The organism is Stenotrophomonas sp. STEN023 (genome assembly GCF_056760135.1).
Genome location: NZ_JBRREF010000011.1, coordinates 33,205 through 53,442, shown reverse-complemented (window position 1 = coordinate 53,442; position 20,238 = coordinate 33,205). Strand labels below are relative to the sequence as shown.

The window sequence follows — 20,238 nt, the reverse complement described above, 5'->3', positions numbered from 1 at the left end:
CATGTAGAGCCGAGCCATGCTCGGCAGAGGCGTTACCGACAACCCTGCCTGCAGGAGCGGCGTAAGCCGCGAAGCCGGACGATCATGCAATTGCAGTAACGGCGCCATCTGTAGCTGCAATCGCTTCGCGGCTCACGCCGCTCCCACAACGTTGCCTCCACTGCTGCTGAGGCAACGGGGACAAGCAACCAAGAAGGCGGCGCCGCCTTCTTGCTGTTGGTAGTGCCGAGCCATGTTCGGCAGAGGCATTACCGACAACCCTGCCTGCAGGAGCGGCGTAAGCCGCGAAGCCGGACGATCATGCAATTGCAGTAACGGCGCCATCTGTAGCTGCAATCGCTTCGCGGCTCACGCCGCTCCCACAACCCAAGCCAAAGCCTCAGGCACCCGCCATCCACTTCAGCATCAGGCCGGTCATGTAGGCAATCACGGTACCCGTGGCATAGCCCACCGTGCCCAGCAATACACCCACCGGCGCCAAGGTCGGATGGAACGCCGCCGCAACCACCGGCGCCGACGCTGCCGCGCCGATATTGCCCTGCGAACCAATGGCAAAGAAGAACAGCGGTGTACGCATCAAGCGCCCAACGATATACAGCAGGCCGATATGCACGGCCATCCAGATCACCCCGAGCAGGAACAACCACGGGCGATCGGCCAGCGACAGCAGATCCATCTGCATGCCAATGCAGGCGATCAGGAAGTAGAGGAACAAGGTACCGATCTTCGATGCACCCGCCGCTTCCAGATTGCGTGCACGGGTAAAACTCAGCAGCAGGCCGGAGAGGGTGGAAATCATCACCACCCATACGAACGACGAGTTCAGCGACGCCTTGCTGGCCCAGCTTACGTTCTCACCGAACCAACTGGCCAGCGGCGTTGCCACAGCATGTGCCAGGCCAACGATACCCAGGCCAACACCAACAATCACCATCAAGTCGGTCAGACTGGGATTGCGTGCGCTCTTGGCTTCGTATTCCGCGATGCGCTGCTTCATGTCATCGATGGCCGAGGTATCAGCACCGTTCTTTGCGTCAATGATCTGCGAGCGCCCAGCCATCCACAGCAGCATCGCCATCCACAGACTGGCGCAGGCAACGTCCACCACGGCGAACTGACCAAACGTGGTTGCATCTACGTTGAAGGTCTCGCGCATGGCGGCCATGTTGGCGCCGCCGCCAATCCAGCTGCCAGCCAACGCGGCCATACCGGCCCAGGTGTCGCCGGCTACGGTCTCCGGATGGATGAACTTCATCACCTGGAACGACACCGCCGCACCCAGCACGATGCCAACAGTGCCGGTGACGAACATCACCAGCAGCTTGGGGCCGAGCTTGGCGATGCCTTTCAGGTCGATGGAAAGCGTGAGCAGGACCAGCGCCGCCGGCAGCAGCACGTCACGTGCAATAGGGTTGTAGAGCTTGGTGCTGTGGCCGTCGATCAGGCCAGCGGTGTTGTAAATGGCGGGTATGAAATAGCACAGCAGCAGCGCTGGCACCCAGGTGAAGATCTTCTTCCAGAACGGGGTTGGGCCGCTGGCCAACCAGAAGATCAGGGCCAATGTGGCAGCGATCAGGCCGAGGCCGACGATGTCATTGGTGATGAGGGCAGTATTGGGTTCGGTCGGCATAAGGCCTGTTCCTGTCGATCGAAGGGAAATAAAAACGCCACGTTGGTGACGTGGCGTTGAGGGTGGAGCCTAGCATGGTGGTGGACAGGGGTCTTGTTCAGCGAAAGCAGCGCTACGCGCCTCCCCTCTCCCCAACCCTCTCCCGCAAGGGGAGAGGGGTTCGAATCAGGGCGAGCGCAAGCTACGCCAGTAATTGCAGCTTTAAAGCCCCTCCCCCGTTACCGGGTGAAAGGAGCTGCTTGCGAACCACAGGTTCACGGCTCCTTGAATGCCCTTGCGCCAGCGCAGAGGTTGGGGAGAGGGAAGCACGCGCAGCGCGCGCATAAACTCAACCGGCCCCAGCCATCGCCCGCAACGTAATCCCCACCACATAGGCCGCACCGGTACCCACCGCATAACCCAGGGTACCCAGCAGCACCCCTACCGGCGCCAAGGCCGGATGGAAGGCAGTCGCCAACACCGGCGCCGAGGCCGGGCCACCGATATTGCTCTGCGAGGCGATGGCGAAATAGAAGAACGGCACCTTCAACAGCTTGCCGACCAGCCACAGCAGCACGATATGCACGCCGATCCACAGCACGCCCAGCGCAAACAGCCACGGCTTCTCCAGCAGCGCCAACAGATCCATCTGCATGCCGATGCAGGCGATCAGGAAGTACAGGAACATCGAACCCCACTTCGACGCACCCACGCCTTCCAGCTCGCGCACGCGGGTGAAGCTCAGGCCAAGACCGATGAAGGTCGCCAGCATCACCACCCACACGAACGGCTTGTCCATGCTCACCGAGCTGGACCAGCTCACGTTTGCGGCAAACCACTCGGCCAGCGGTGCAGCCAGGCCGTGCGCCAACGCGACCGCACCGAATGCCACACCGGCCATCACCATCAGATCGCCCAGCGCCGGAATGCGCGCGTGCTGCGCCTGGTAGCTGGCCACGCGGTCACGCAGATCATCCAGCGCGCGCGTATCAGCGCCACTGCGCTTGTCCATGGCCGGTGCACGCGAGGCAAAGAAGATCAGCACCGCCATCCACACATAACCAACGCCAACATCCACCACAGCGAACTGACCGAAGGTGGTTGCATCGACTTCAAAGATTTCCTTCATCGCCAGCATGTTGGCGCCGCCGCCGATCCAGCTGCCGGCCAGCGCGGCCATGCCGCCCCAGGTTGCGCCCGCCACGGTTTCCGGATGCAGCCAGGCCATAATCTGGAACGCGACGACCGCGCCGAGCATGATGCTCAGCACCGCCGCCACATACATGGCCAGCATCTTCCAGCCCAGGCCGAGGATGCCTTTCAGGTCGATGGACAGCGTCAACAACACCAGCGCCGCGGGCAGGAACACATCGCGCGCGATCGGGTTGTAGAGCTTGGTGGTTTCGCCATCGATCAGGCCGACGGTGTTGTACACACCAGGAATGAAGTAACACAGCAGCAACGCGGGCACGAAGCTGTAGAACTTTTTCAGCAGCGGATTGCTGCTGCCCGATGTCCAGAAAATAACGCCCAAAGTGGCGGCGATCAGGCCGAACACAATGATGTCATTGCTGATGAGTGCGCCTGTTGCGGCTGCCATCATCGTCTATCCCCTTGATTACCTTGCGTGCGAGAACCGCCGCCCTTGAAGAGAACCTGCAGCCACACCGCTTCAAGAAAGCAAGGCAGGGACAGCGCAGGACGAAGCAACAACGGCGAGTCCTTCGCCCCCTCCGGCCCTCTCAGCCCGGTAGAAAAAACATTCCCCTGCAACCAGCCAGGGACTCGATGCCCCGACAGCTCAACCACCACATCCGAGCTAGATACTGCTCACGATGGCGCCGCGCTGTTGCTGGTATTCAGCCTCGCTGAGCAGGCCCTTTTCGCGCAGCTCTTCCAATTGCTGCAGGCGCTGCTGCGTGCTCGCCGGAACAGCCGCAGTGTTTGGCTTGCGCGCTACGCGCACACACAGCCAGACAACCAAGGCGATACCGCCTGCGAAGAACGCCAGACCAATCAACAGAACCAGTAGATGCCAGATGCTGAAGCTTCCCATCGTTTCCATCCTCCATGACAACCGTTACCAACATGCAGTGTAGCGGCCAGCCTCAATCGCAGTGCCGGCGCAAAAGAAAGGGCACGCCAACGACGCGCCCTTTCCACCAACTGTTACTGACCGATGTGCTGCTTCAGCCAGCCATTCACCGTGTCATGCCACTGCACGCTGTTATGCGGCTTCAGCACCCAGTGGTTTTCGTCCGGGAAGTACAGGAACTTGGACTCGATGCCCTGGCGCTGCAGCGCGGTGAACGTGGCCAGGCCCTGCTCCACCGGGATGCGGTAATCCAGCTGGCCCTGCACCACCAGCATCGGCTTCTTCCAGTTGGCGACGTGGTTGACCGGGTTGAACTTCTCATAGTTCTGCGGCACGTCGTACGGGGTACCACCCTGCTCCCACTCGGTGAACCACAGTTCTTCGGTGGCGTAACCCATGGCGCGCTGGTCGAACACACCGTCGTGGTTCACCAGGCACTTCCACGGCTCATTCCAGTTGCCGGCGATCCAGTTGACCATGAAGCCGCCGTAGCTGGCGCCCAGCGCACAGGCCTTGTCGCCGTTGAGGAAGCTGTACTTCTGCTGCGCCGCCGCCCAGCCCTTCTGCAGGTCTTCCAGCGGGCGATCGCCCCAATGCTGGCTGATTGCGTCGGTGAAGGCCTGGCCGTAACCAGTGGAACCGTGGAAATCGATCATCACCACTGCGTAGCCCTGGCCGGCATAGGTCTGCGGGTTCCAGCGGTAGCTCCAGCCATTGCCGAAGCTGCCCTGCGGGCCGCCGTGGATCAGGAACGCAACCGGGTACTTCTTGCCTTCCTGGTAGTTGTGCGGCTTGACCACATAACCGTGCACGGTCTCGTCGTTCCAGCCCTTGAACGAGAACTGCTCGAAGTCACCGAAGTTCACCCCGTCCAGCATTTCGCCGGCGCTCTGGGTGATGGCACGCTGCGGTGCGCCGGCAGCGGTGCTGCTGGTGAACACCTGGTCGCCACTCTTCAGCGAATTGCGGGTGAAGGCCAGCGCATCACCGGCGATGTCGAAGGAGGAGATGCTGCCCTCGCCCACCAGCTTGGTCGGCTCACCATTGGCGATGTTGACCGCGAACAGCGGGTGTTCGCCCATGTCCTGCGCGGTGGTGTAGATGGTCTGGCCATCGGCCGACAAGGTGATGCCATCAGCCGAACGGTCCCACTGCGCGGCGATCTCATTGACCTTGCCGCTGGCCACGTCCATCGCCATCAGGCCGAAGCGGTCAGCCTCGAAGCCCGGGCGCTTCATCGCGCGGTAGAACAGGGTCTTGCCATCGGCACTGAACACCGGGCCGGCGTCCCATGCCGGGTTGGCAGCAGTCAGGTTGACCGGTGCCTGCTTGCCGGCAGCATCGAGCTTGTACAGGTCGAAGTTGGTCGACCACGGCTCCTTGCTGCCCTGCACGCGGATGCTGGCCACCACGGTCTTGCCATCCGGCGACCAGACGAAGTCTTCATTGCCGCCGAATGGCTTGGACGGTGCATCACCGGCCAGCGTGGCGCTGATAGCGGAAGCACCCTTCACCGCAGCTGCGCCTGCAGCCGGCAGCGGTGCGACGAACAAGGTGTTGCGACGACCGTCAGCCCAGGTATCCCAATGGCGCACGAACATGCTGTCGTAGACCTGACCACTGCTCTTGTCGGCCTTGTCCTTCTCCAGACGCTTGCTGGTGCAGGCCAGGTCCGAGCCGCAGTCCTGGAATACGCCGGCGCTGAACAGCACGCGATCGCCCTGCGGCGAGACGCGGTAGCTGTCCACGTCCAATGCGAAATCGGTGAGCTGGCGCGGCTCGCCGCCAGCCAGCGGCATCACGTACAGCTGCTGGCTGCCGTTTTTGGCGCTGAGGAAGTACACGTTCTGGCCTTCGATCGAGGCCGAATTGACGTTCCAGCCAGCCGGGCTCAGCTGCTTCGGCGGCGCCATGTCGCGGGTGCGCAGGTCGCGGATCCACAGGCTGCTGCTGGCCTTGAGGTCGGCATCGACGATGCGCTTGGCGAACACCACCTGCGCGCCATTGGCGCTGAGCAGCGGTGCGGATGCGCGGTCCAGCTTGACCATGTCGCGGACTTCAAAACCGCGCGCACTGGCCAATGATGGCAAGGCGGCCAACAGGCACAGCGGCAACAGGGCGTGACGAAGCTTCATGGGCAACTCTCAGGCAAAGGCAAACCCCGATGGTAGGCGGCCAGCCCGCCCCACTGCAAAGGCTTGAAGTCATGCCCAAGCAACCGCCGGAAACAGCAAAGCCGCCCAAAGGGCGGCTTTGGCTTCAGCTCCCTCCCTTTGGCCGCAGGCCAAGGGGAGGGTTGGGGAGGGGTGCTCTGGCTCTAAAGCTTCAAGCCCACATGTTCAGGGGTGAGATATATCAGGGGGGATGCTGCGATATCTAGCCGGAAGAACCCGGAAGAAGGCGGAAGAAAAAAAGCCGCCGTGCAAAGAGATTGCAGGACACGCAATTACTGAGCGGTGGCGAACATGTCCAGCTGGTTGAAGTCCCGGTCGCGCAGCTGGGCGCGCCGGATCAGCTTCCGCATGCCACGCTCGGTCATGTCGTACTTCCTGCACAGCTCGGCGTAGCTCGCGCCATCACGGTGGGCGGCAAGTATCTCACGGTCCCGCAGGCTCAACCTGTAGGCGTGGTCCTTCGGGAATGACAGTACCTGGCCGGACCAGTTCTCAGCCAGGCGGTCAGCCACTGCGGCGCCGATCTGGTCGGCCCGCTCCTTGGGCAGGCCCAGCTCCAGGGCGGCGTCAGCCGCCTGCTCAGCGGCCTCGGTCAGCAGCTCGTTACGGCGGATAGCCATCGGATTCATGACTGCACTCCGTATTTCTGGCGGGCAGCAGCCCGCTCCTGGTCGGCCTGTTCGGGGGTGAACATGCCCAGCTCCTCGTTCCGTTTGATCCATTCCATCTGGCGCTGAAAGGGCGTTTCCTCGTTTGGCGACGGGGTAATGCCCATCGCCGGGGCCAGATGCTTGCCCTTCCTGGCATCCTCTTCCCGTTGGCGTTCGGTGGCAGCATCCGCCGAGTCGGCAATGCCATAGACCACCGCCCGCAGGTATCCGTGGCTCTCCAGCGGCAGGCTGAGCCGGTCCCGCTGGGAGAGCATTTGCTCGATCCCCGCGGCCCACATCGAAGGCGTCGCCGGGCGACGTATTCCGCTGCGCTCGTCCTTGCAAACGGAGCCAGTTTTGATCAGATCCGCGACCTCGCGGGACAGCTTGACGGCCCGTGCAGCGCGCAGGCTGGTCTTGTGCGGCTTGAACAAACGCAGGTAGGCGAGCACTGCACGGCCGCATTCCGGGGGCAGCTCGGCCACCACGGCGGCCAGGCGCTTGCCATCGTCGTCCATAAAAAAGGCCTCGACCTCGGCCTGAAAGGCGCAATGCGGGCAAGTGGCCTGCATCAGGAGGCGCCCTTCGCTTTGGCCGTCCGGCGCTTGGCGTCGTACTCCAAGGCGGCGATCAGCTTCTGCAACTGGTCGGCGTTGCACCATTCCACACGGGCCACCTTGAACATGTGCTTGGTCATGCCGTGGGCATAGGCCCAGGGGCGCTGAGCATCAGCCAGCAGCGCTTCCACCTTGGCCACCTGTGGCGCAAGGTCGCCCTTCGGGCGCCCGGACCACTTCTTGGCCGCGTACTCGGCCCGTGCCGGCATGCCGCCCAGGCGGCGCAGTTCGTTGGCGATCGCATCGAGCTGGCGCTTGTCGCACTTGCCCGCGCTGCGCACCGCCGCGCCGTGTTCACCGGACACCCGTTCGACCAGGTCACGGTAGACATCCTCGGCCAGCCCCAGCTTGTTGGCCCCGGCATGGATCGCCGCCAGCGTGCGCTTACGGATCTGTTCGGCCGCCGCAGGGCGATTGCGGGCTTTAACGGACACGCTCGCCCTCCTGTTGCACGGCCTGCCAGAGCAAATCAAGGCCTGGGTAATCCATGACCGCACAAAGCTCCGGCCACAGATTGTTGTCGTTGGCCAACGCAGCGCGCAGATTCTCGATAGCCCAGTGAATGCGCTGGCGCCTCTCCGGTGACATCGAGGTCGATGCTGGAGCCACGGCCACCACGTCGCCGCAGCGGCGCAGGTAGGCCGCAAGCTTGGTGTGGCCAGCGCGCTGGAAGATGTCCGACAGCTGCAGCAGGCCCATCGCGCCGGGTGTCACGTCGGCCGGCAGGTCCACGGTTCCGATGATGTTCTCAGCCACGGTCGGTCTCCTTGGCGGTGGCATCGACCCGGATCTTCGCTACGGCCTTCAGTGCCGTCTGCCAGGCCGGGACCTGGTTGCCTGCGTTATCTACGAGTTGGAGCAGGCCATCGCGTACGCCAGGGACAATCTTCCCTCCGGCGTCCACCACCTCCAGTACATCGGATGCTTTGCTGAGCGTATGCACAATCAGCCCTCCGCCTTGGACAGCTTGAAAGCCTGTTCCAGCACGGTGAACAGCCGGCGGATCTCCCCGGTCTGCAGCACGAACCGGGCGTCGAGTTCGGCGCGACGGCCGTCCTCGTCGATGCTCTGCAGCTGATCAAGCGCAGCGTCCAGGAACTTCACCTTGCGCAGTACCAGGTCGGCGCCCAACTCAAAGCTGACCCGATCTTCCAGCACCAAGGCCAGCTTGGTGACCTGTTTGCCGGCGTCGAGGTGCTTGTGGATCTCGTCGCTGAGCAGCTCGTTATCAGTCACCTTGACCCGCCCACCACCCTCGCACGGATCGCGCAGCTCGGCGGCTTCACCCAGGCTCAGGCCTTCGGGCAGTGGTTCGCCGGCAATCCACGCCGTGAGGATGGAGCGCGGTGCGACTTCAGCATTGAGCGGTACCGCTGGGAAGGTGCCCATCGCCCCGCGCAAGTCCGAGGCCATTGCTTCACCCACCTTGCGGCTGGCGGTGTCCACCACCAACACATGGCGCTCGAGGTCGATAAAGGCATCGGTCCGAAAGGGTTTCACGAACGCACGCGGTAGTAGCTCATGCAGCACGTCATCACGCAGACGTTTGCGTGCACGGCCGCCAGGGATCCGGCCTTCGCGGGCGGCGATATCGTCCAGGCGCTTCTGCAGCGCCTCGTTCACTACCGTGGCCGGCAGGATCTTTTGCTCTGCGCCTGTGGTGATCCAGATGGCATTGCCCAGCTGGTGCAGCAGCACTTCCTTCTCTTCGCGGCCAAAGGGGGAAATGAACCCACGAGAGCACATCTCCAGCGGTCCAACCGGCTTTATGGCGCAAAGGGGGAGAAGGTCAGCCAACGCGCTGAAGTCCAGCGGCGCCGGGAAGCGGAACATCGTCAGGTTCTTGAAGAACATGTTCAGCCCTCCGCCGCGTCGTAAATGGTCCCAGCGGTCATGTGGTTGAGCTTCAGGCAGATGGACCTGGTTGCAGAGTCAACCTCTTCAGCACCTTCATTGGCTTCATGGAAAGCAATGAACGCAGCTGCGATCATCCGCGCCGCCGGAGCGGCGTCAGGGCTGTTGATGATCTTCATGGAGTCTTCAAGGTTCAGTGTGATCTGACCCATTACGGCATCTCCTTATCAACGAATTGCACCAGGTGGGTGGCGTCGATGCGGCGCTTCATGTGCCAAGGAAAGACATCCCCGCGCAGCTCGATGTACGTCACCGCCTGGCGGATAACCTGCATGTCCACCCCTTCCTCCAACGGCTGATTGAGGTTGAACAGCCGGTTGCCATAGCCGTCGAAGACGAACGCCGCATGGCACTCGATATCAGCACGCACGGCGTTGTCGGCAATCTGCTGCTGCAGGGCAAGCAGCACCGGGTCGACCGTCGGGCTGGCTGCCATGTCAGTCATGGTCCACCGCCGCAATGTCAAGAGAGATGGGCTGATAAGCGCCCTTCGAGTCGCGCTGGTACAAGCGCAGGTAAGTTTTGCTGCCGATGACCGAGACGGCCTCTCCGATTGCTTGCATAGCCGAAAGCCAGCGCTCGTCTTGGATGTTGAGCCGGCGCAGACCGAGCACGCTGCCAGTACGAATATCGCCGTTGCTGTTCACCCTGAAAGCGTCCTGTACCAGGACGGCCACCTCTGGCTTGGCATCTGCTGTCCACTCACGAAGGCACTGATCAATCAGCTCCTTCGCTGCTTGCAGACGTTCATCGAACACCAGGGTTTCGGAGATCGCGCGAATGATCTTGTACTCGCCGTCGTAAGTCGTCAGCGTGAGGTTGCCTTTGTTGCCCCCCAACTTGACGTTGTATTGCTCCCCGCTCACCTGGACCAGGGCATCAATGTCATCGAAGGCGTTGCGGCGGTAGGAGCCCAGCGCCGCGCGCAGCGGCTTTGCCTTCTCGACCAAATCGCGGACCAGTGAGTCGCGAAGGAGATCGACGGTGCGGATCTGGCTCTCGGGCACAAGGTGACCCTGTGTATTTCGCCGGAAGCCTTCGGGGATGGTGCTATCGGTCATGGTGCAGTTCCTTCGGTTGCTGGTAGGCCGGCAGGTAACCGGCGTTGATTGGGCTGATGGCTTCAAACCAGTCGGCACGCCACTCGCGCGCCATCTGCAGGCTGATATCGAGTGCCCCGGATATGAGCTGTGGGGTCAGCCTTTCGGGAGGCTGTTGCTGCGCCCACAAGACAAAGCGCATGGCACGCAGCCGGCTCTTCCTGGGGTGGCCACTGGTGCGCATGGGTCACTCGCACCTCTGGAAGATTTCGTCAAAATTGCGGTGCAGCTCGCCCACAAGCCGGGCACCAAGCATTGGGGGGAGTTCGCCGTCGTCTTCTTCGGCGGAGCCGCAGACCAAGCCGACACCGGCCACCAGCGGACCGCGATCGAAAACCGGACCCTCATATGATTGGGATCCAGCCTGGCGCTGCAGGTCACGCCCACCAGTCGTGGCGGATGGCTTCCAATCGATATTCAACTGGTACCGGTAAGGACGCGCCCTACCGAGACGCACCAACAGGCCCAACGCGGCCCCCTTCGTTACCAGGGCATGACCTTGATTGCGCCGCAGGCCCAGCAGCTCCAGGCGAGTAAGCAGCGCCGTGGCACGCAGGATCACGCCACCTTCCAGAGCCTTGCGAAGCTGGAGCTCACCTTCAACGGATATCCGACTCATGGAGCCACCTCGCGAGCAATCTCCCCTGAGCCCGCGCGGGTGACCACAAGGGCGACGCGCGGGTCGGGCTTCACCTTTGCAACGACCTGGACAACGGCTCGCGGCGTGCGGTCGCTGCTGGTTTTCGCGGCCGCCGCGTCCAGTGCACTTTGTTCGTCATGAAAAGGGGCGCCAGAACCCAGCGCGACCAACGGCACTACCAGGTACTCACAGGACTCAGCCATGAGCCACCTCCACAAGGTGCGTATCGCTGGGCCCATCTCGCTCGATCCACTCCACCTGGGCACCCTTGTACGGGGCGGCCATCACCCGGTCGGTACCCATCCCATTCGGCGAGCTGCGGCGCATTACGCCTCGCACGAAGACTGGCGGCGTGTCCACGATCAGAACGATCTTGCGGCCGTTGCTGTAGCTGCCGATGACCGTCACGCCCATGTTGGTCATCTCGTCCGCGATGACGGCCGCGTCGCGCAAGGCAGCGGCGGTCACATTTGCATGGTTAATCATGATTCTGTTCCTCGTCTGTGGGCGCTGTCAGGCCCAGCTGTCCATACAAGTCGGGCATCGCCACGCGCTTCATTGCGCTTACCTGCTGCAGCGATGTCATGGCACGCCCGACCAGGAAGGTGCAGGCGCGGTCCAGCTCAGTGGGGTCTGCGGCGAGGTGGTAGCCGAATGCGGGGTGAGCGCAGATCGGGTGTCCATCTCGGCGCAGCTTTTCGATGATTTGGCGCAGCTTTCGCTCGTCGGCCTGGCTGACACGATGGGTCAGCAGTTGCACCAGGTCGCGAGCGGTTATGCCGTTTGCGGCGCCGCGTCGGCCCTGTAGCACCGAGAGCACCGAATCCGGGGAAAGCTCTTGGGGCAGCAGGGCAAGTTGCATCAGTGGCGGACCTCCGACCGTTGCGTGTATGTCACGGCTGTGGGTGTGGTGATGACAGCCATCTCGGTTTGGTACTGCGATCGATTGAAGGCGCGGATGCAGTGAGCGCAATCCAGACCTGGGCGGCAGCGACCTTGTTCAAGCGGGCCGCCGTAGCAATCCCAGCAGCCGCACAGGGATGTGCCTTCAACGAAGTAGTGCGGCTTTCCTGCCCGCATCGGTTGGCCCCATCCCTGCTCGGCCATTTCAGGACTCCTCCACCGTGTCATCGCGCAGCGCGTCGGCCAGTGCATTCGCTTGGCGCTGGTCGAGCGCGCCTAGCAACGCGTCCACGGATTGACCTTGACGCCATGTGATTCCGGCTGCCTCCAGGACGTCGCGGTGAGCGATGCCGATGCGATCCGCGGCAAGGTCATGTTCCGAGAGCAACGCACGCAGGTAGCTACGCTGTGATGTGCTCAGACGGGCAGAGGGAGAGGTCGCGGCCATCTCATACCCCCCTGATCAGATCAGCAGTGATCAACGGGACGCCAAGGTCAGCAGCTCGGTTCATGGCTGCAGCCAAGGCGTTGTGCACGGCGAGCGGATACAGCATCGTTCCGGCAGATCCAGCCTTGGCCGGGGTGAGCTTCGTGCGCAAGGCATCCACCGCCGCAGCATCGGCTACTTTGTCGAAAGACTGACCCACACGGCTGAAGCGGGAGCGCAGGTAGCTATCCAAGTCGCCATCCAGTGGCTGCAAGGTGATGATCTCCAGGCGCTGCATCACCTCCCGAATCTCGGGGTTCTGCGCGCTCAACTTCACCAGCAGCTCCGGCTGGCCGACTAACAGGATCGCGAGCAGGGGCCGTAGGCCGTCCTTCAGCTCCATGAAGCGCTTCAAGTGCTTGAGCATCACCATCGACAGGCTGTGCGCTTCTTCGATGATGAGGACGTGCTTGTGACCCGAACGGCTACTCTGGCGCAGCGACTCGTGCGCTTGGCGCGAGCGCGCCTCGGGGCTGCTCTTGGTCTTCGCCATCGGATCAACCGCAGCCATGATGGCTTCGATGACATGCTGGCTCCGCAGCTGCTTGCCTTTTTGCTCGCTGTCTTCTGACGACAGCATGTAGGGCTCGATGATCGTGATGCTCGGCGTCTCGCGCTGGATCCGGTCAATAAGCTCCTCGCGCAGGGTGGTCTTGCCCGCACCGGATTCACCGACAACAGCCATGAAGCCGCCGTTCTTCGCCACCTGGTACATCGCCTCCCGCACATAGCGGATGCCTGCGCTCAGGAAGACTTCTTCGCTGGAGGTTGGCTCCGCGAACGGGTCAGCCGTCAGGCCAAAATGGCGACGTGCCTGCGGCGTCAGAGATTGTTTACGGAGTAGCATCTGGTGGTCCTCGTCGGTGATTTCGGTGGTAGCCGGGTCTTCGTTAGGGGGCATGAGGCCCGTCGTGTTGGCGCACGGCGGTGCCTCTTCTTCATTCCAGTCCGCTGCGTTGGGGGCGCGGTGGTTGTGCAGGTACTTAGTGATGGCGGTGGACACCTCCACTCGGTCATATCGGGCAGGCAGATGGCCGTGATGGAGCAAGCCGCTTAGAGCCGGGCGGCTGATGCCAATCGCATCGGCCAGGGCGCCCTGCTTGATCGCTGCATCAGCAAGGATCTTGGCGAGACGCAGGGTCATGCCTGATCGGCCTCCTTCGAAGCAGTGCGGGTTTCCATCTTTCGGCCGGTCATCCGCTCGATGTCGCGGCGGATTCGTTCCACGCTCTGTGGAGTGGGCAACGTGTCTTCGTTGACCGGAACCTGATTCGGGGCAAAGCCCTCGCGCTCGTAGCTGTCTTTCATGCAGCACCTCCTTCGATCATGCGCAGCCCGCCACGCACAGGCGCGGCGAGTTCTGCGGCCCAGGTTTCGACTTGGTCCACCGGCATGCCTTCCGGCCAGCGGCGCTCGGTGCGGGCGTACATTTCAGGTGACCACGTGGTGCCAGCCCGCTCGACCAGTGGCTTGAGGCGCATTGCGGCCTCGACGTGATTCAGCAGCGGAAGCTCGGCAAGAATCGGTGCCGGTTCGATCCGCTGCGCAGCAACAACCGGTGCTTCAACCTCGGACCGGCGTCCTGCACGCGGCAGACTCGGCGCAATATCCAGCTCGCGAAGGTGCTTCATGGGATCAATGGCACCACCCATGAACAGGCGCTTCGCCTTGCGCGCGGCGGCAGCCTCAGCATCCGTTTCGACCTGCATCGCGACGCGCTCCAGCTCCTTCCTGGCGGCATCAGCTGGAGTCTCCGGCAGCGCCTTGAACTCTGTTCCGACCACTGCAGCGGAGTCCAGAAAGCCCCAGCTGTCGCGGCCAATACGGGTTGCGATGTAATGGACCGGCGCTGTGTCGGACTCGCCTGGCATCAGAACGCGGACGCTGCCGCCCGGATCCAGCGCGTTTGCAACGACGTCCACGCGCTGGCCATTCACCAAGCCCGGCACACCGCGAACGTCGAAGCTCTCACCCTTAAATCGAACCATCCCGTCACGCACGGTGCAGGGCTTAGGCGCCGAGGTGGCGAGCAGCTTCAGCACCTCGACCGGCGGCGCCAGGACCAGCTGCTCCGAGGTAATGCGCAGCCAGCCGTCACGACGCGTCATACCGGTTCGGGTATGCATCCGCGTCGCATTGAAGGCGCGACTCCACTGCTGCGCCAGCTGGTTGATCTCGGCCAGTGAGGTCACGGGCGCCCGTGTCTTCAACCCAGCTTCAAAGTGGGTTTCGATGATGTAGTTGGCGTTCTCGACCTGTCCCTTTGCCCGTGCGTTACCCACGGAGTTGACGATCAGTTCGATGCCGCATGCACTGATGAAATTGCGGGTGGAGCCGGCCGTCACAGCGCTGCCAGGATCCATCATCAGCATCTTGGGGATTCCGTGCATGGTGCCGCCGCTGCGCTGCGTCATGGAATGAATCAGCGCAGTGAGCAGGTTGGCACTCGATTCGGCACCAAGCACGTAGAAAACCTCGATGCAACCGGACGTGTGGTCTGTGCATGCGTAGCGCCACAAACGACGATCTGCGATCTTGGTGAAGTTCGCAGGCTTGCCGCGATAGAACTCGCGCTTGTCCATGACCTGAGTGCCATCGTCAGCGAGGTAGAACTGGCGACTCACCGAGGCGTCTATCTGCCAGAGATAGTTGGGGTGCGGGCTGGACAATCGTGCAGCCGGCGAAGGTGCGGCAAGCTGATCGCGATGAAATCCGTAATGACGGATAGCGCGGCAGATCGAAGAGGTGCTCAGCGGGATCAGTTCGCCCGTAGTCTTGTCGAGACGTGTAGCCTCGATCTGCTGATTTGCACGCAGAATTTCCACTGCGTCCTCAACCGGAAGCGTTCCGGTACCGGTGAGGCGGCGTGTTTCCTCTACCAATGCCGCGATGGCGCGTGCCTCGATTCGGCTGAGGGACATCTCACCGGCATCGCTCCGACGCTTGCGTGGCTTGATGCTGCCCATGACGTCACTGAGCCGGCGATAGGCCGTCTGCACCGAGCAACCCATCTGCTCGGCCAGCTGCGCCGCAATGCGGCCCTTGCTTCCGTGCGGTGCCGACAGCAGTTCGCTGGCGGCCGCGTTGATGAGAGCCTCGGCGGACATGATCAGCCCTCCGCACCAGCGTCATGGACGACCGGGATCGCCAGGGGAACAGAGGAGTGATCGCGGACCGTGCGAACTGCGTTGAGCAGCCGTCCGAACACATCACCGAGGAACGCGCTGCAGTCAAGGTTGTTGCCGTCGCAATGCTCACCCAGTGCGATCACCGCCGCGAGCAAGCCGCTCTTGCCCGTGCCCAGGTCGGCAAGGATTGCACCCTCTGCGTCGGTAACCGCATGTTCCAAGATGAGCTGCTGCTCATCCGCTGACGCTTGCTTCCACTTGCGTTGCGCCTTTGCGGTCTTCTCGTGCTCCTTGTTGAGGTTGTCGGTCAGCTGGCTGATGCGCTGATCCTTGGCCTCCAGATCGGCCCTGGCCTCGCGGACGGCTGCGCGCAGATCGTCGCGGGTCATTCCCTCGACGTCATCCAGCTCCAGGTTGCCTGTCGCTCCCGTGTCGGCCAGCTCCATGAACTGGTCTTCCGGCAGGGAAAGCAGCTCGATCAGCTTTGACTGTGAGCCGGTGGCCTCGATGAAATGCGTCGCCCGCGACGCATTTGGCATTTGAGCGACCCGGCGCGCCGCCTCCATCATCCGCTGCGCCTGGCGCGGCTCCATACCCAGGCGATCGAGCATGCCTGCCCATTCGCCGTGTGCGGCACATTCGCGGGCGACCATCATGTAGCGACCTGCGCGCAGGAAGGACTCACAGCCCCGGCGCAGCTCGCCACGGATAGCGGCTTCATAGTGGTCCGGATGCCAGGGCAGTCCGTCGCCGAACTGTTCCACCAGCTGGGTCTGCCGGACGTGCAGCTCTTCCAGCTGCTGCGCTTCATCGGCCGGTGTCTTGCCGATGAACTCGGGGCCAACCTTGTTGGCCTTGGCTACCGCCTTCCGGCCGCTCGTCTTCACGTCAGTCATCTGTTGCCTCGTCTAGGTCAGTTGGGATTGCGGGAGTAGCGCTGCTCTGTTTCTTCCAGGCGCTGGCGATGCCGGACCATCTCCTGTTCGTGGGCGCGTGCCAGTTGGATCAGTCGGGGGGAAAGGCGCCAGTACTCGTCGCGGCCAGGGATGCGCTCGGCGATGCCCTCGTCGGCAAGTACTTCCAGATCCCGCAGGGCGGTCGAGGGTGTGGTCTTGATCGCATCGGCGATCTGCTTGAGGCGTAGGCCTTCGAGGGTGTGGCCCTGCAGAACGAACAACAGATGCAGGGCGCGGCGGACCGGTTGCTGGGTTGTGGTGCTCATGAGGCCAACACCTGCTCAATGCGAGCGGCTTTCACGATGCGGGTGCGCATCTCCCTACCCTTCGGGCCATTCCACGTACCCAGCAGGGCGCCGCGAGCGTTCGAGATATGCGTGCCGTTGGCCCGGCACCACTCCGTCAATGAAGTCCCCTGCAGGAGGAAGCCGGCGCGAACCCTCTTGTGAAGATCGAAGCCGGGAGCCGTAGAACTCATGGGTTATCCTTTTGATTCTTGTTCCGGGGGTGGAAAAACGCCTTTGACACCTTGCGAACAATCCTAAGTGTAAAAACTACACCTTGCAAGGGGTTTCCGTGTGATTTCTTCACTCATCCGCCAAGTCATGGAAGAAGGGGGGCTGAAACAGCTGGATCTGGCTGAAGCCCTTGGCGTGTCTATTGATCGGGTGAAAAGCCTCACCAGCGGTCGGGTGAAGAAGTTGTCCGCCCAGGAGATGCGCGATCTGGTGGAAAAACTGCACGTCCGGCCGGTGTTTCTGACTACCGGGGAACCGCCGGTTTTCCACCGGCCGGAAGACGTCGCGCTCAACGAGCGCATGCAGCTGCTCTCGGATGCCTCACAGAAGGCCACTGCCTTAGACCTGCCGATGCGTTACCAAGTCCTGGTCCGGGATGTCTTAGTCGGCGCGGCTCTCGGGCACTCGCCCATGCTCAAGGCGACCATTGACGGGTTTGTGCTCGATGAAATGGCCGATCGCGGCACTGCAGATGCGGTGGGTGCTACCAAGCCAGTTCAACCACGGAAGCGAACAACGAAGGGAGCAACGAAATGAAGAGGATCCTGTTGGCCATCGCGGCCGTGCTACTGCTGGCCGGTGCGAAGTCCACCATCGGCGAGGACTTCAATAGTGCGAATCTGCAGCAGTTGCAGATCAACCACACAACCCTGCCGCAGGCAGTCGCATTGCTTGGGGCAGAGCCTGCCGGCTCCGCGGTCGGCAGGAGCGGTGCGGTTGCCTACACCTGGCACTACACCGAGGCTAAAGGAAGCATGTGGACGGGCAAGAGCAGCGCAGTAAGCCGACGTGTGGTCCTGATCTTCAACACGGATGGAACGTTCCAACGCATTCTGCAGCTGGATGGCGTTGTGCTTTCGCCAGCAGAACATCGACGATTGTTGACGAACCCTGCTGCAGCACTCGCGCAGAAGTGAAAGAAGGCCGCCCTAGGGCGGCCTTCGCATTTGCAGCCTGCTCAGAAGGATTCCGGCTTGGCGACGGCACGGGTTGCCCACATGAAACCGGTTTGAAGCTCTGTCCTGGCAATCGCCAAGGCACGCTGATCGATGCCTGCGGACTTCTGCAGGTAGTCGAGCAATTGCCCGGTCTCGTTTGCGATGTGCTTGATAGCGTTCATCGCATTAATTTCTCCCTGTGATAGTTCGCGGTAACCGCTGATCTTGCGGTGCTGATTTTCCATTGGGTACTCCATAACGGCTCGCCGGCCTGGCGCTGGTCGTGCCCGCGCACTCTCTCGCGCGCGCGCGGAAAATTCCTGTGAACTGAGTCAAATGACCCGCGCCAGTACAGTGCAGAAACTTGGCCTGACGGTGCGTTCGTGGGGGACGCATCAGGCCAGCGGCACGGTCCTCGTCCCGTGCCGCTGGCCACCTTCCACAGGAGCAGGTCATGGCATCGCGCGGCGTTCGTAACCACAATCCAGGCAACATCGACCGCAGCCCGAACAACAAGTGGCAAGGCCGCATGCCGCCGGAGAACATGACGCCTGAGCAGCGCGCCGAGAAGCGCTTCGAGGTGTTCGCGTCAGCGCAGTGGGGCATCCGTGCTATGTGCATCCTGTTGATCACCTATCAGGACCGGCACGGCTGCAACACAATCGCGCAGATCATCAACCGTTGGGCACCTCCGTCCGAGAACGACACTGGCGCCTACGTGGCACAGGTGGCGCGGGCGGTCGGGGTTGCGCCAGGGGAACGGATCAGCACCCACGACTATGCTGTGCTGCGCCCGCTGGTCGAGGCCATCATCCGCCACGAGAACGGTGCGCAGCCCTACAGCGCAGACGTGATCGAGGAAGGCCTGCGCTTGGCCGGCGTGGTCAAGCCCGGTGGTGCTGCCCTCGTGGCCACGCCCAAGGCTGCGCAGACCGCGACCGTCACTGCTTTGACTGCCGGGGGCACCGCCGCTGTGGTCGAAGGTGTCAATCAGCTGCTGCCGGCTCTGCAGTCCTTCAACGCAGTGGCCTCGGCTACGGGCGCGCTCCCCGGCTTCGTGCGTACCGCAGCGACGATCGCTGTGGCAATCAGCGTGGGCGCAAGCCTGTACGCATGGTGGCGCCTGCGCCGCGTCCGTAAGGCGGTGGCACCGTGAACATCACTGGCCAGATCATCGGCGTGATTTTGGTGATTGCGGGCTTGGTAGGCGGTGGTGCCGTCATCGGCCACGAATCCCGCAACAGCGAGGTCTCGGATCTTGAAGCGAGGGTCGCGACGCTGGGCGCCGAGAGGAATGCAGAAACCTTGCGCGCCAATGGGGAGGCAGCAACGTTGCGCAGTCTCAAGGAAACGCTGCGCCTGGAACGGGAGCGGCGAAATCAGATTGCACTGGCAGCGGCGGAAGAGCTGGCAATCCGTGCAGATCGCATTGCCCAACTGGAATTGACGGCGCAGCAGCGCCAGCAACGCATCAAAATCGAGGCCTCCAACGATGAAAACTGCACTGCGCTTCAGCGCCTACCTGTTTGTGCTGCTATTGCTCGCCGCCTGTGGGGAGATCAAGCAGCCGCCGATCAGGACTGAACTGATCGAGGTGCCGGTGGTGGAGTACGCGACGATCCCGTCCGCATTGACTACACCGCTGGCCGCGCCCGCTGCGCCGCACTTCAACTGCCGGCTGCCGGACGGCAAGGCAGCACCATGTGTGATGGACGCCCTGTTGCGTGATGCCGTCTGGCAGGCGGTGCTGGAGCGAGCCAATGAAGATCAAGCCACTACTGCAAAGCTCGGCCTCAATGCAACCCTCCAACCAACGCTCAATCCGCGCCGGTTAGAGCCACTTCAGTCGCACCAGGTGAGCCAGCATGGGGCTATGACTGCGACCGGAGCTAAACCATGAAGGTGGAGTTTGAACTGTGGCACCTGATCACACTGGCATTGACGCTGGTCGGGATGTTTACCGGGTTGGGAAAGTTGCTGCTGATGCAGTTCGAGCGGCGCATCGATGACCGTCTGGGCAGCTTCACCGAGGACAGCAGGGAGTGGCGAGAGACCTCGCGCGACCTGCTGGTCCTGAAGGCAGAACTCGCCGAGAAGTATGTGCGGCGCGAGGACTACATCCGAGGACAGACGGTCATCGAAGCAAAGCTCGATGCCATCAACAGCGAGCTACGACGGTCATATCAGGGGGGCAAGACGTGAAAGTTGACATGGAAAAGTTGCGCCGGGAGACGCTGCGTTGGATCACGCTGCTGGCGCTCAATCACGCCCGGCCTTACGGCGCCTATGAGGAGGTGCTGCTGGCCACTGCCCAGGCGATGTACCCCGACGCGACGGCGCTGGAGATCCGCTTGACGCTGGACTACCTGGAAGACCGCCGCCTGCTCGTGCTGCGCAAGGAGCCATCTGGCCGCTGGTGGTCGGACCTCACCCGGCTTGGCACGGACATCGTCGAGTACACCGTCGACTGCGAGCCTGGCATCGCTCGCCCCGCAAAGTACTGGTGACG

32 protein-coding genes are annotated in these 20,238 nt (G+C 62.5%); 7 read left to right on the top strand and 25 right to left on the bottom strand.

What is annotated here, in order from left to right; translation table 11 throughout:
- Window positions 1–379: 379 nt before the first annotated feature.
- The 24 genes from ACVOLV_RS04970 to ACVOLV_RS04855 form a co-directional block, all read right to left on the bottom strand.
- The gene (locus ACVOLV_RS04970) at window positions 380–1,630 is read right to left on the bottom strand and encodes a DUF819 family protein (RefSeq protein ID WP_481553434.1); all 1,251 of its coding nucleotides are present in this window, start codon (window positions 1,628–1,630) and stop codon (window positions 380–382) included.
- Window positions 1,631–1,958: 328 nt separating this feature from the next.
- Window positions 1,959–3,209 carry a DUF819 family protein gene (locus ACVOLV_RS04965; protein ID WP_481553433.1) on the bottom strand — a complete coding sequence of 417 codons (1,251 nt, stop codon included), beginning with the start codon at window positions 3,207–3,209 and terminating at the stop codon, window positions 1,959–1,961.
- 219 nt (window positions 3,210–3,428) lie between these two features.
- Window positions 3,429–3,665, bottom strand: a complete 237-nt coding sequence (locus ACVOLV_RS04960; RefSeq protein WP_481553432.1) for an SHOCT domain-containing protein — start codon at window positions 3,663–3,665, stop codon at window positions 3,429–3,431.
- Window positions 3,666–3,778: 113 nt separating this feature from the next.
- Window positions 3,779–5,839: a S9 family peptidase gene (locus ACVOLV_RS04955; RefSeq protein WP_481553431.1), complete on the bottom strand. Its 2,061-nt coding sequence runs from the start codon at window positions 5,837–5,839 to the stop codon at window positions 3,779–3,781.
- Between the two features lie 311 nt (window positions 5,840–6,150).
- Entirely contained in the window at window positions 6,151–6,507 is a 357-nt protein-coding gene (locus ACVOLV_RS04950) for a Mor transcription activator family protein (RefSeq protein ID WP_481553430.1), read from the bottom strand.
- Window positions 6,504–7,100, bottom strand: a complete 597-nt coding sequence (locus tag ACVOLV_RS04945) for a hypothetical protein (RefSeq protein ID WP_481553429.1) — start codon at window positions 7,098–7,100, stop codon at window positions 6,504–6,506. The genes ACVOLV_RS04950 and ACVOLV_RS04945 overlap by 4 nt, the downstream gene beginning before the upstream one ends.
- Window positions 7,100–7,579 carry a phage protein GemA/Gp16 family protein gene (locus ACVOLV_RS04940; RefSeq protein ID WP_481553428.1) on the bottom strand — a complete coding sequence of 160 codons (480 nt, stop codon included), beginning with the start codon at window positions 7,577–7,579 and terminating at the stop codon, window positions 7,100–7,102. The genes ACVOLV_RS04945 and ACVOLV_RS04940 overlap by 1 nt, the downstream gene beginning before the upstream one ends.
- Window positions 7,569–7,901 (bottom strand): hypothetical protein, encoded by a 333-nt coding sequence (locus ACVOLV_RS04935; RefSeq protein ID WP_481553427.1) that lies wholly within the window; start codon window positions 7,899–7,901, stop codon window positions 7,569–7,571. The genes ACVOLV_RS04940 and ACVOLV_RS04935 overlap by 11 nt, the downstream gene beginning before the upstream one ends.
- On the bottom strand, window positions 7,894–8,088 hold the full coding sequence (locus tag ACVOLV_RS04930) for a hypothetical protein (protein WP_481553426.1): 195 nt from the start codon (window positions 8,086–8,088) through the stop codon (window positions 7,894–7,896). Before ACVOLV_RS04930 ends, ACVOLV_RS04935 begins: the two co-directional genes overlap by 8 nt.
- 2 nt (window positions 8,089–8,090) lie before the next feature.
- Entirely contained in the window at window positions 8,091–8,999 is a 909-nt protein-coding gene (locus ACVOLV_RS04925) for a recombination-associated protein RdgC (protein WP_481553425.1), read from the bottom strand.
- A gap of 2 nt (window positions 9,000–9,001) precedes the next feature.
- Window positions 9,002–9,211 carry a hypothetical protein gene (locus ACVOLV_RS04920; protein WP_481553424.1) on the bottom strand — a complete coding sequence of 70 codons (210 nt, stop codon included), beginning with the start codon at window positions 9,209–9,211 and terminating at the stop codon, window positions 9,002–9,004.
- The gene (locus ACVOLV_RS04915) at window positions 9,211–9,504 is read right to left on the bottom strand and encodes a hypothetical protein (protein ID WP_481553423.1); all 294 of its coding nucleotides are present in this window, start codon (window positions 9,502–9,504) and stop codon (window positions 9,211–9,213) included. The genes ACVOLV_RS04920 and ACVOLV_RS04915 overlap by 1 nt, the downstream gene beginning before the upstream one ends.
- Complete coding sequence (locus tag ACVOLV_RS04910; protein ID WP_481553422.1) at window positions 9,497–10,120, bottom strand: DUF3164 family protein; 624 nt, start codon at window positions 10,118–10,120, stop codon at window positions 9,497–9,499. Before ACVOLV_RS04910 ends, ACVOLV_RS04915 begins: the two co-directional genes overlap by 8 nt.
- On the bottom strand, window positions 10,110–10,343 hold the full coding sequence (locus tag ACVOLV_RS04905) for a hypothetical protein (RefSeq protein WP_481553421.1): 234 nt from the start codon (window positions 10,341–10,343) through the stop codon (window positions 10,110–10,112). The genes ACVOLV_RS04910 and ACVOLV_RS04905 overlap by 11 nt, the downstream gene beginning before the upstream one ends.
- Window positions 10,344–10,346: 3 nt before the next feature.
- Complete coding sequence (locus tag ACVOLV_RS04900; protein WP_481553420.1) at window positions 10,347–10,778, bottom strand: hypothetical protein; 432 nt, start codon at window positions 10,776–10,778, stop codon at window positions 10,347–10,349.
- A complete protein-coding gene (locus ACVOLV_RS04895; RefSeq protein WP_481553419.1) occupies window positions 10,775–11,002 on the bottom strand; it encodes a hypothetical protein in 228 nt (75 codons plus the stop codon). Before ACVOLV_RS04895 ends, ACVOLV_RS04900 begins: the two co-directional genes overlap by 4 nt.
- The gene (locus tag ACVOLV_RS04890; RefSeq protein WP_481553418.1) at window positions 10,995–11,285 is read right to left on the bottom strand and encodes a hypothetical protein; all 291 of its coding nucleotides are present in this window, start codon (window positions 11,283–11,285) and stop codon (window positions 10,995–10,997) included. The genes ACVOLV_RS04895 and ACVOLV_RS04890 overlap by 8 nt, the downstream gene beginning before the upstream one ends.
- Entirely contained in the window at window positions 11,278–11,661 is a 384-nt protein-coding gene (locus tag ACVOLV_RS04885) for a hypothetical protein (protein ID WP_481553417.1), read from the bottom strand. The genes ACVOLV_RS04890 and ACVOLV_RS04885 overlap by 8 nt, the downstream gene beginning before the upstream one ends.
- A gap of 246 nt (window positions 11,662–11,907) precedes the next feature.
- The gene (locus ACVOLV_RS04880) at window positions 11,908–12,150 is read right to left on the bottom strand and encodes a hypothetical protein (RefSeq protein WP_481553416.1); all 243 of its coding nucleotides are present in this window, start codon (window positions 12,148–12,150) and stop codon (window positions 11,908–11,910) included.
- Between the two features lies 1 nt (window position 12,151).
- A complete protein-coding gene (locus ACVOLV_RS04875; protein WP_481553415.1) occupies window positions 12,152–13,333 on the bottom strand; it encodes an ExeA family protein in 1,182 nt (393 codons plus the stop codon).
- Window positions 13,330–13,497 carry a hypothetical protein gene (locus tag ACVOLV_RS04870; RefSeq protein ID WP_481553414.1) on the bottom strand — a complete coding sequence of 56 codons (168 nt, stop codon included), beginning with the start codon at window positions 13,495–13,497 and terminating at the stop codon, window positions 13,330–13,332. The genes ACVOLV_RS04875 and ACVOLV_RS04870 overlap by 4 nt, the downstream gene beginning before the upstream one ends.
- Window positions 13,494–15,296: a hypothetical protein gene (locus ACVOLV_RS04865; protein ID WP_481553413.1), complete on the bottom strand. Its 1,803-nt coding sequence runs from the start codon at window positions 15,294–15,296 to the stop codon at window positions 13,494–13,496. Before ACVOLV_RS04865 ends, ACVOLV_RS04870 begins: the two co-directional genes overlap by 4 nt.
- 2 nt (window positions 15,297–15,298) lie before the next feature.
- Entirely contained in the window at window positions 15,299–16,213 is a 915-nt protein-coding gene (locus ACVOLV_RS04860; protein ID WP_481553412.1) for a hypothetical protein, read from the bottom strand.
- Window positions 16,214–16,230: 17 nt separating this feature from the next.
- Window positions 16,231–16,539, bottom strand: coding sequence for a helix-turn-helix domain-containing protein (locus tag ACVOLV_RS04855; RefSeq protein WP_481553411.1), 309 nt, complete (start codon window positions 16,537–16,539; stop codon window positions 16,231–16,233).
- A 312-nt stretch (window positions 16,540–16,851) separates the two neighbouring features.
- Between ACVOLV_RS04855 and ACVOLV_RS04850 the strand changes: the two genes are divergently transcribed.
- Window positions 16,852–17,328, top strand: coding sequence for a helix-turn-helix domain-containing protein (locus ACVOLV_RS04850; protein WP_481553410.1), 477 nt, complete (start codon window positions 16,852–16,854; stop codon window positions 17,326–17,328).
- A complete protein-coding gene (locus tag ACVOLV_RS04845) occupies window positions 17,325–17,708 on the top strand; it encodes a hypothetical protein (RefSeq protein ID WP_481553409.1) in 384 nt (127 codons plus the stop codon). Before ACVOLV_RS04850 ends, ACVOLV_RS04845 begins: the two co-directional genes overlap by 4 nt.
- 41 nt (window positions 17,709–17,749) lie before the next feature.
- On the opposite strand, the gene ACVOLV_RS04840 is transcribed toward ACVOLV_RS04845, so the two are convergent.
- Window positions 17,750–17,974: an Acb2/Tad1 domain-containing protein gene (locus ACVOLV_RS04840; protein ID WP_481553408.1), complete on the bottom strand. Its 225-nt coding sequence runs from the start codon at window positions 17,972–17,974 to the stop codon at window positions 17,750–17,752.
- A 209-nt stretch (window positions 17,975–18,183) separates the two neighbouring features.
- Here ACVOLV_RS04840 and ACVOLV_RS04835 point away from each other — a divergent pair, with 209 nt between their 5' ends.
- The 5 genes from ACVOLV_RS04835 to ACVOLV_RS04815 are packed head-to-tail and all read left to right on the top strand — an operon-like array spanning window position 18,184 to window position 20,236.
- Window positions 18,184–18,885, top strand: a complete 702-nt coding sequence (locus ACVOLV_RS04835) for a hypothetical protein (protein ID WP_481553407.1) — start codon at window positions 18,184–18,186, stop codon at window positions 18,883–18,885.
- Window positions 18,886–18,908: 23 nt separating this feature from the next.
- Window positions 18,909–19,313 carry a hypothetical protein gene (locus ACVOLV_RS04830; protein ID WP_481553406.1) on the top strand — a complete coding sequence of 135 codons (405 nt, stop codon included), beginning with the start codon at window positions 18,909–18,911 and terminating at the stop codon, window positions 19,311–19,313.
- Entirely contained in the window at window positions 19,222–19,629 is a 408-nt protein-coding gene (locus tag ACVOLV_RS04825; RefSeq protein ID WP_481553405.1) for a hypothetical protein, read from the top strand. The genes ACVOLV_RS04830 and ACVOLV_RS04825 overlap by 92 nt, the downstream gene beginning before the upstream one ends.
- The gene (locus ACVOLV_RS04820) at window positions 19,626–19,931 is read left to right on the top strand and encodes a hypothetical protein (protein WP_481553404.1); all 306 of its coding nucleotides are present in this window, start codon (window positions 19,626–19,628) and stop codon (window positions 19,929–19,931) included. The genes ACVOLV_RS04825 and ACVOLV_RS04820 overlap by 4 nt, the downstream gene beginning before the upstream one ends.
- 8 nt (window positions 19,932–19,939) lie before the next feature.
- Window positions 19,940–20,236 carry a hypothetical protein gene (locus ACVOLV_RS04815; protein WP_481553403.1) on the top strand — a complete coding sequence of 99 codons (297 nt, stop codon included), beginning with the start codon at window positions 19,940–19,942 and terminating at the stop codon, window positions 20,234–20,236.
- The last annotated feature ends 2 nt before the right edge of the window (window positions 20,237–20,238 follow it).

Excerpts from the sequence above, each read along its gene's own strand:
- ACVOLV_RS04970 (WP_481553434.1), bottom strand. The coding sequence starts at position 1,630 with ATGCCGACCGAACCCAATACTGCCCTCATCACCAATGACATCGTCGGC.
- ACVOLV_RS04965 (WP_481553433.1), bottom strand. The coding sequence starts at position 3,209 with ATGGCAGCCGCAACAGGCGCACTCATCAGCAATGACATCATTGTGTTC.
- ACVOLV_RS04960 (WP_481553432.1), bottom strand. The coding sequence starts at position 3,665 with ATGGGAAGCTTCAGCATCTGGCATCTACTGGTTCTGTTGATTGGTCTG.
- ACVOLV_RS04955 (WP_481553431.1), bottom strand. The coding sequence starts at position 5,839 with ATGAAGCTTCGTCACGCCCTGTTGCCGCTGTGCCTGTTGGCCGCCTTG.
- ACVOLV_RS04950 (WP_481553430.1), bottom strand. The coding sequence starts at position 6,507 with ATGAATCCGATGGCTATCCGCCGTAACGAGCTGCTGACCGAGGCCGCT.
- ACVOLV_RS04945 (WP_481553429.1), bottom strand. The coding sequence starts at position 7,100 with ATGCAGGCCACTTGCCCGCATTGCGCCTTTCAGGCCGAGGTCGAGGCC.
- ACVOLV_RS04925 (WP_481553425.1), bottom strand. The coding sequence starts at position 8,999 with ATGTTCTTCAAGAACCTGACGATGTTCCGCTTCCCGGCGCCGCTGGAC.
- ACVOLV_RS04920 (WP_481553424.1), bottom strand. The coding sequence starts at position 9,211 with ATGGGTCAGATCACACTGAACCTTGAAGACTCCATGAAGATCATCAAC.
- ACVOLV_RS04915 (WP_481553423.1), bottom strand. The coding sequence starts at position 9,504 with ATGACTGACATGGCAGCCAGCCCGACGGTCGACCCGGTGCTGCTTGCC.
- ACVOLV_RS04910 (WP_481553422.1), bottom strand. The coding sequence starts at position 10,120 with ATGACCGATAGCACCATCCCCGAAGGCTTCCGGCGAAATACACAGGGT.
- ACVOLV_RS04905 (WP_481553421.1), bottom strand. The coding sequence starts at position 10,343 with ATGCGCACCAGTGGCCACCCCAGGAAGAGCCGGCTGCGTGCCATGCGC.
- ACVOLV_RS04900 (WP_481553420.1), bottom strand. The coding sequence starts at position 10,778 with ATGAGTCGGATATCCGTTGAAGGTGAGCTCCAGCTTCGCAAGGCTCTG.
- ACVOLV_RS04895 (WP_481553419.1), bottom strand. The coding sequence starts at position 11,002 with ATGGCTGAGTCCTGTGAGTACCTGGTAGTGCCGTTGGTCGCGCTGGGT.
- ACVOLV_RS04890 (WP_481553418.1), bottom strand. The coding sequence starts at position 11,285 with ATGATTAACCATGCAAATGTGACCGCCGCTGCCTTGCGCGACGCGGCC.
- ACVOLV_RS04885 (WP_481553417.1), bottom strand. The coding sequence starts at position 11,661 with ATGCAACTTGCCCTGCTGCCCCAAGAGCTTTCCCCGGATTCGGTGCTC.
- ACVOLV_RS04880 (WP_481553416.1), bottom strand. The coding sequence starts at position 12,150 with ATGGCCGCGACCTCTCCCTCTGCCCGTCTGAGCACATCACAGCGTAGC.
- ACVOLV_RS04875 (WP_481553415.1), bottom strand. The coding sequence starts at position 13,333 with ATGACCCTGCGTCTCGCCAAGATCCTTGCTGATGCAGCGATCAAGCAG.
- ACVOLV_RS04870 (WP_481553414.1), bottom strand. The coding sequence starts at position 13,497 with ATGAAAGACAGCTACGAGCGCGAGGGCTTTGCCCCGAATCAGGTTCCG.
- ACVOLV_RS04865 (WP_481553413.1), bottom strand. The coding sequence starts at position 15,296 with ATGTCCGCCGAGGCTCTCATCAACGCGGCCGCCAGCGAACTGCTGTCG.
- ACVOLV_RS04860 (WP_481553412.1), bottom strand. The coding sequence starts at position 16,213 with ATGACTGACGTGAAGACGAGCGGCCGGAAGGCGGTAGCCAAGGCCAAC.
- ACVOLV_RS04855 (WP_481553411.1), bottom strand. The coding sequence starts at position 16,539 with ATGAGCACCACAACCCAGCAACCGGTCCGCCGCGCCCTGCATCTGTTG.
- ACVOLV_RS04845 (WP_481553409.1), top strand. The coding sequence starts at position 17,325 with ATGAAGAGGATCCTGTTGGCCATCGCGGCCGTGCTACTGCTGGCCGGT.
- ACVOLV_RS04840 (WP_481553408.1), bottom strand. The coding sequence starts at position 17,974 with ATGGAAAATCAGCACCGCAAGATCAGCGGTTACCGCGAACTATCACAG.
- ACVOLV_RS04835 (WP_481553407.1), top strand. The coding sequence starts at position 18,184 with ATGGCATCGCGCGGCGTTCGTAACCACAATCCAGGCAACATCGACCGC.
- ACVOLV_RS04825 (WP_481553405.1), top strand. The coding sequence starts at position 19,222 with ATGAAAACTGCACTGCGCTTCAGCGCCTACCTGTTTGTGCTGCTATTG.
- ACVOLV_RS04820 (WP_481553404.1), top strand. The coding sequence starts at position 19,626 with ATGAAGGTGGAGTTTGAACTGTGGCACCTGATCACACTGGCATTGACG.
- ACVOLV_RS04815 (WP_481553403.1), top strand. The coding sequence starts at position 19,940 with ATGGAAAAGTTGCGCCGGGAGACGCTGCGTTGGATCACGCTGCTGGCG.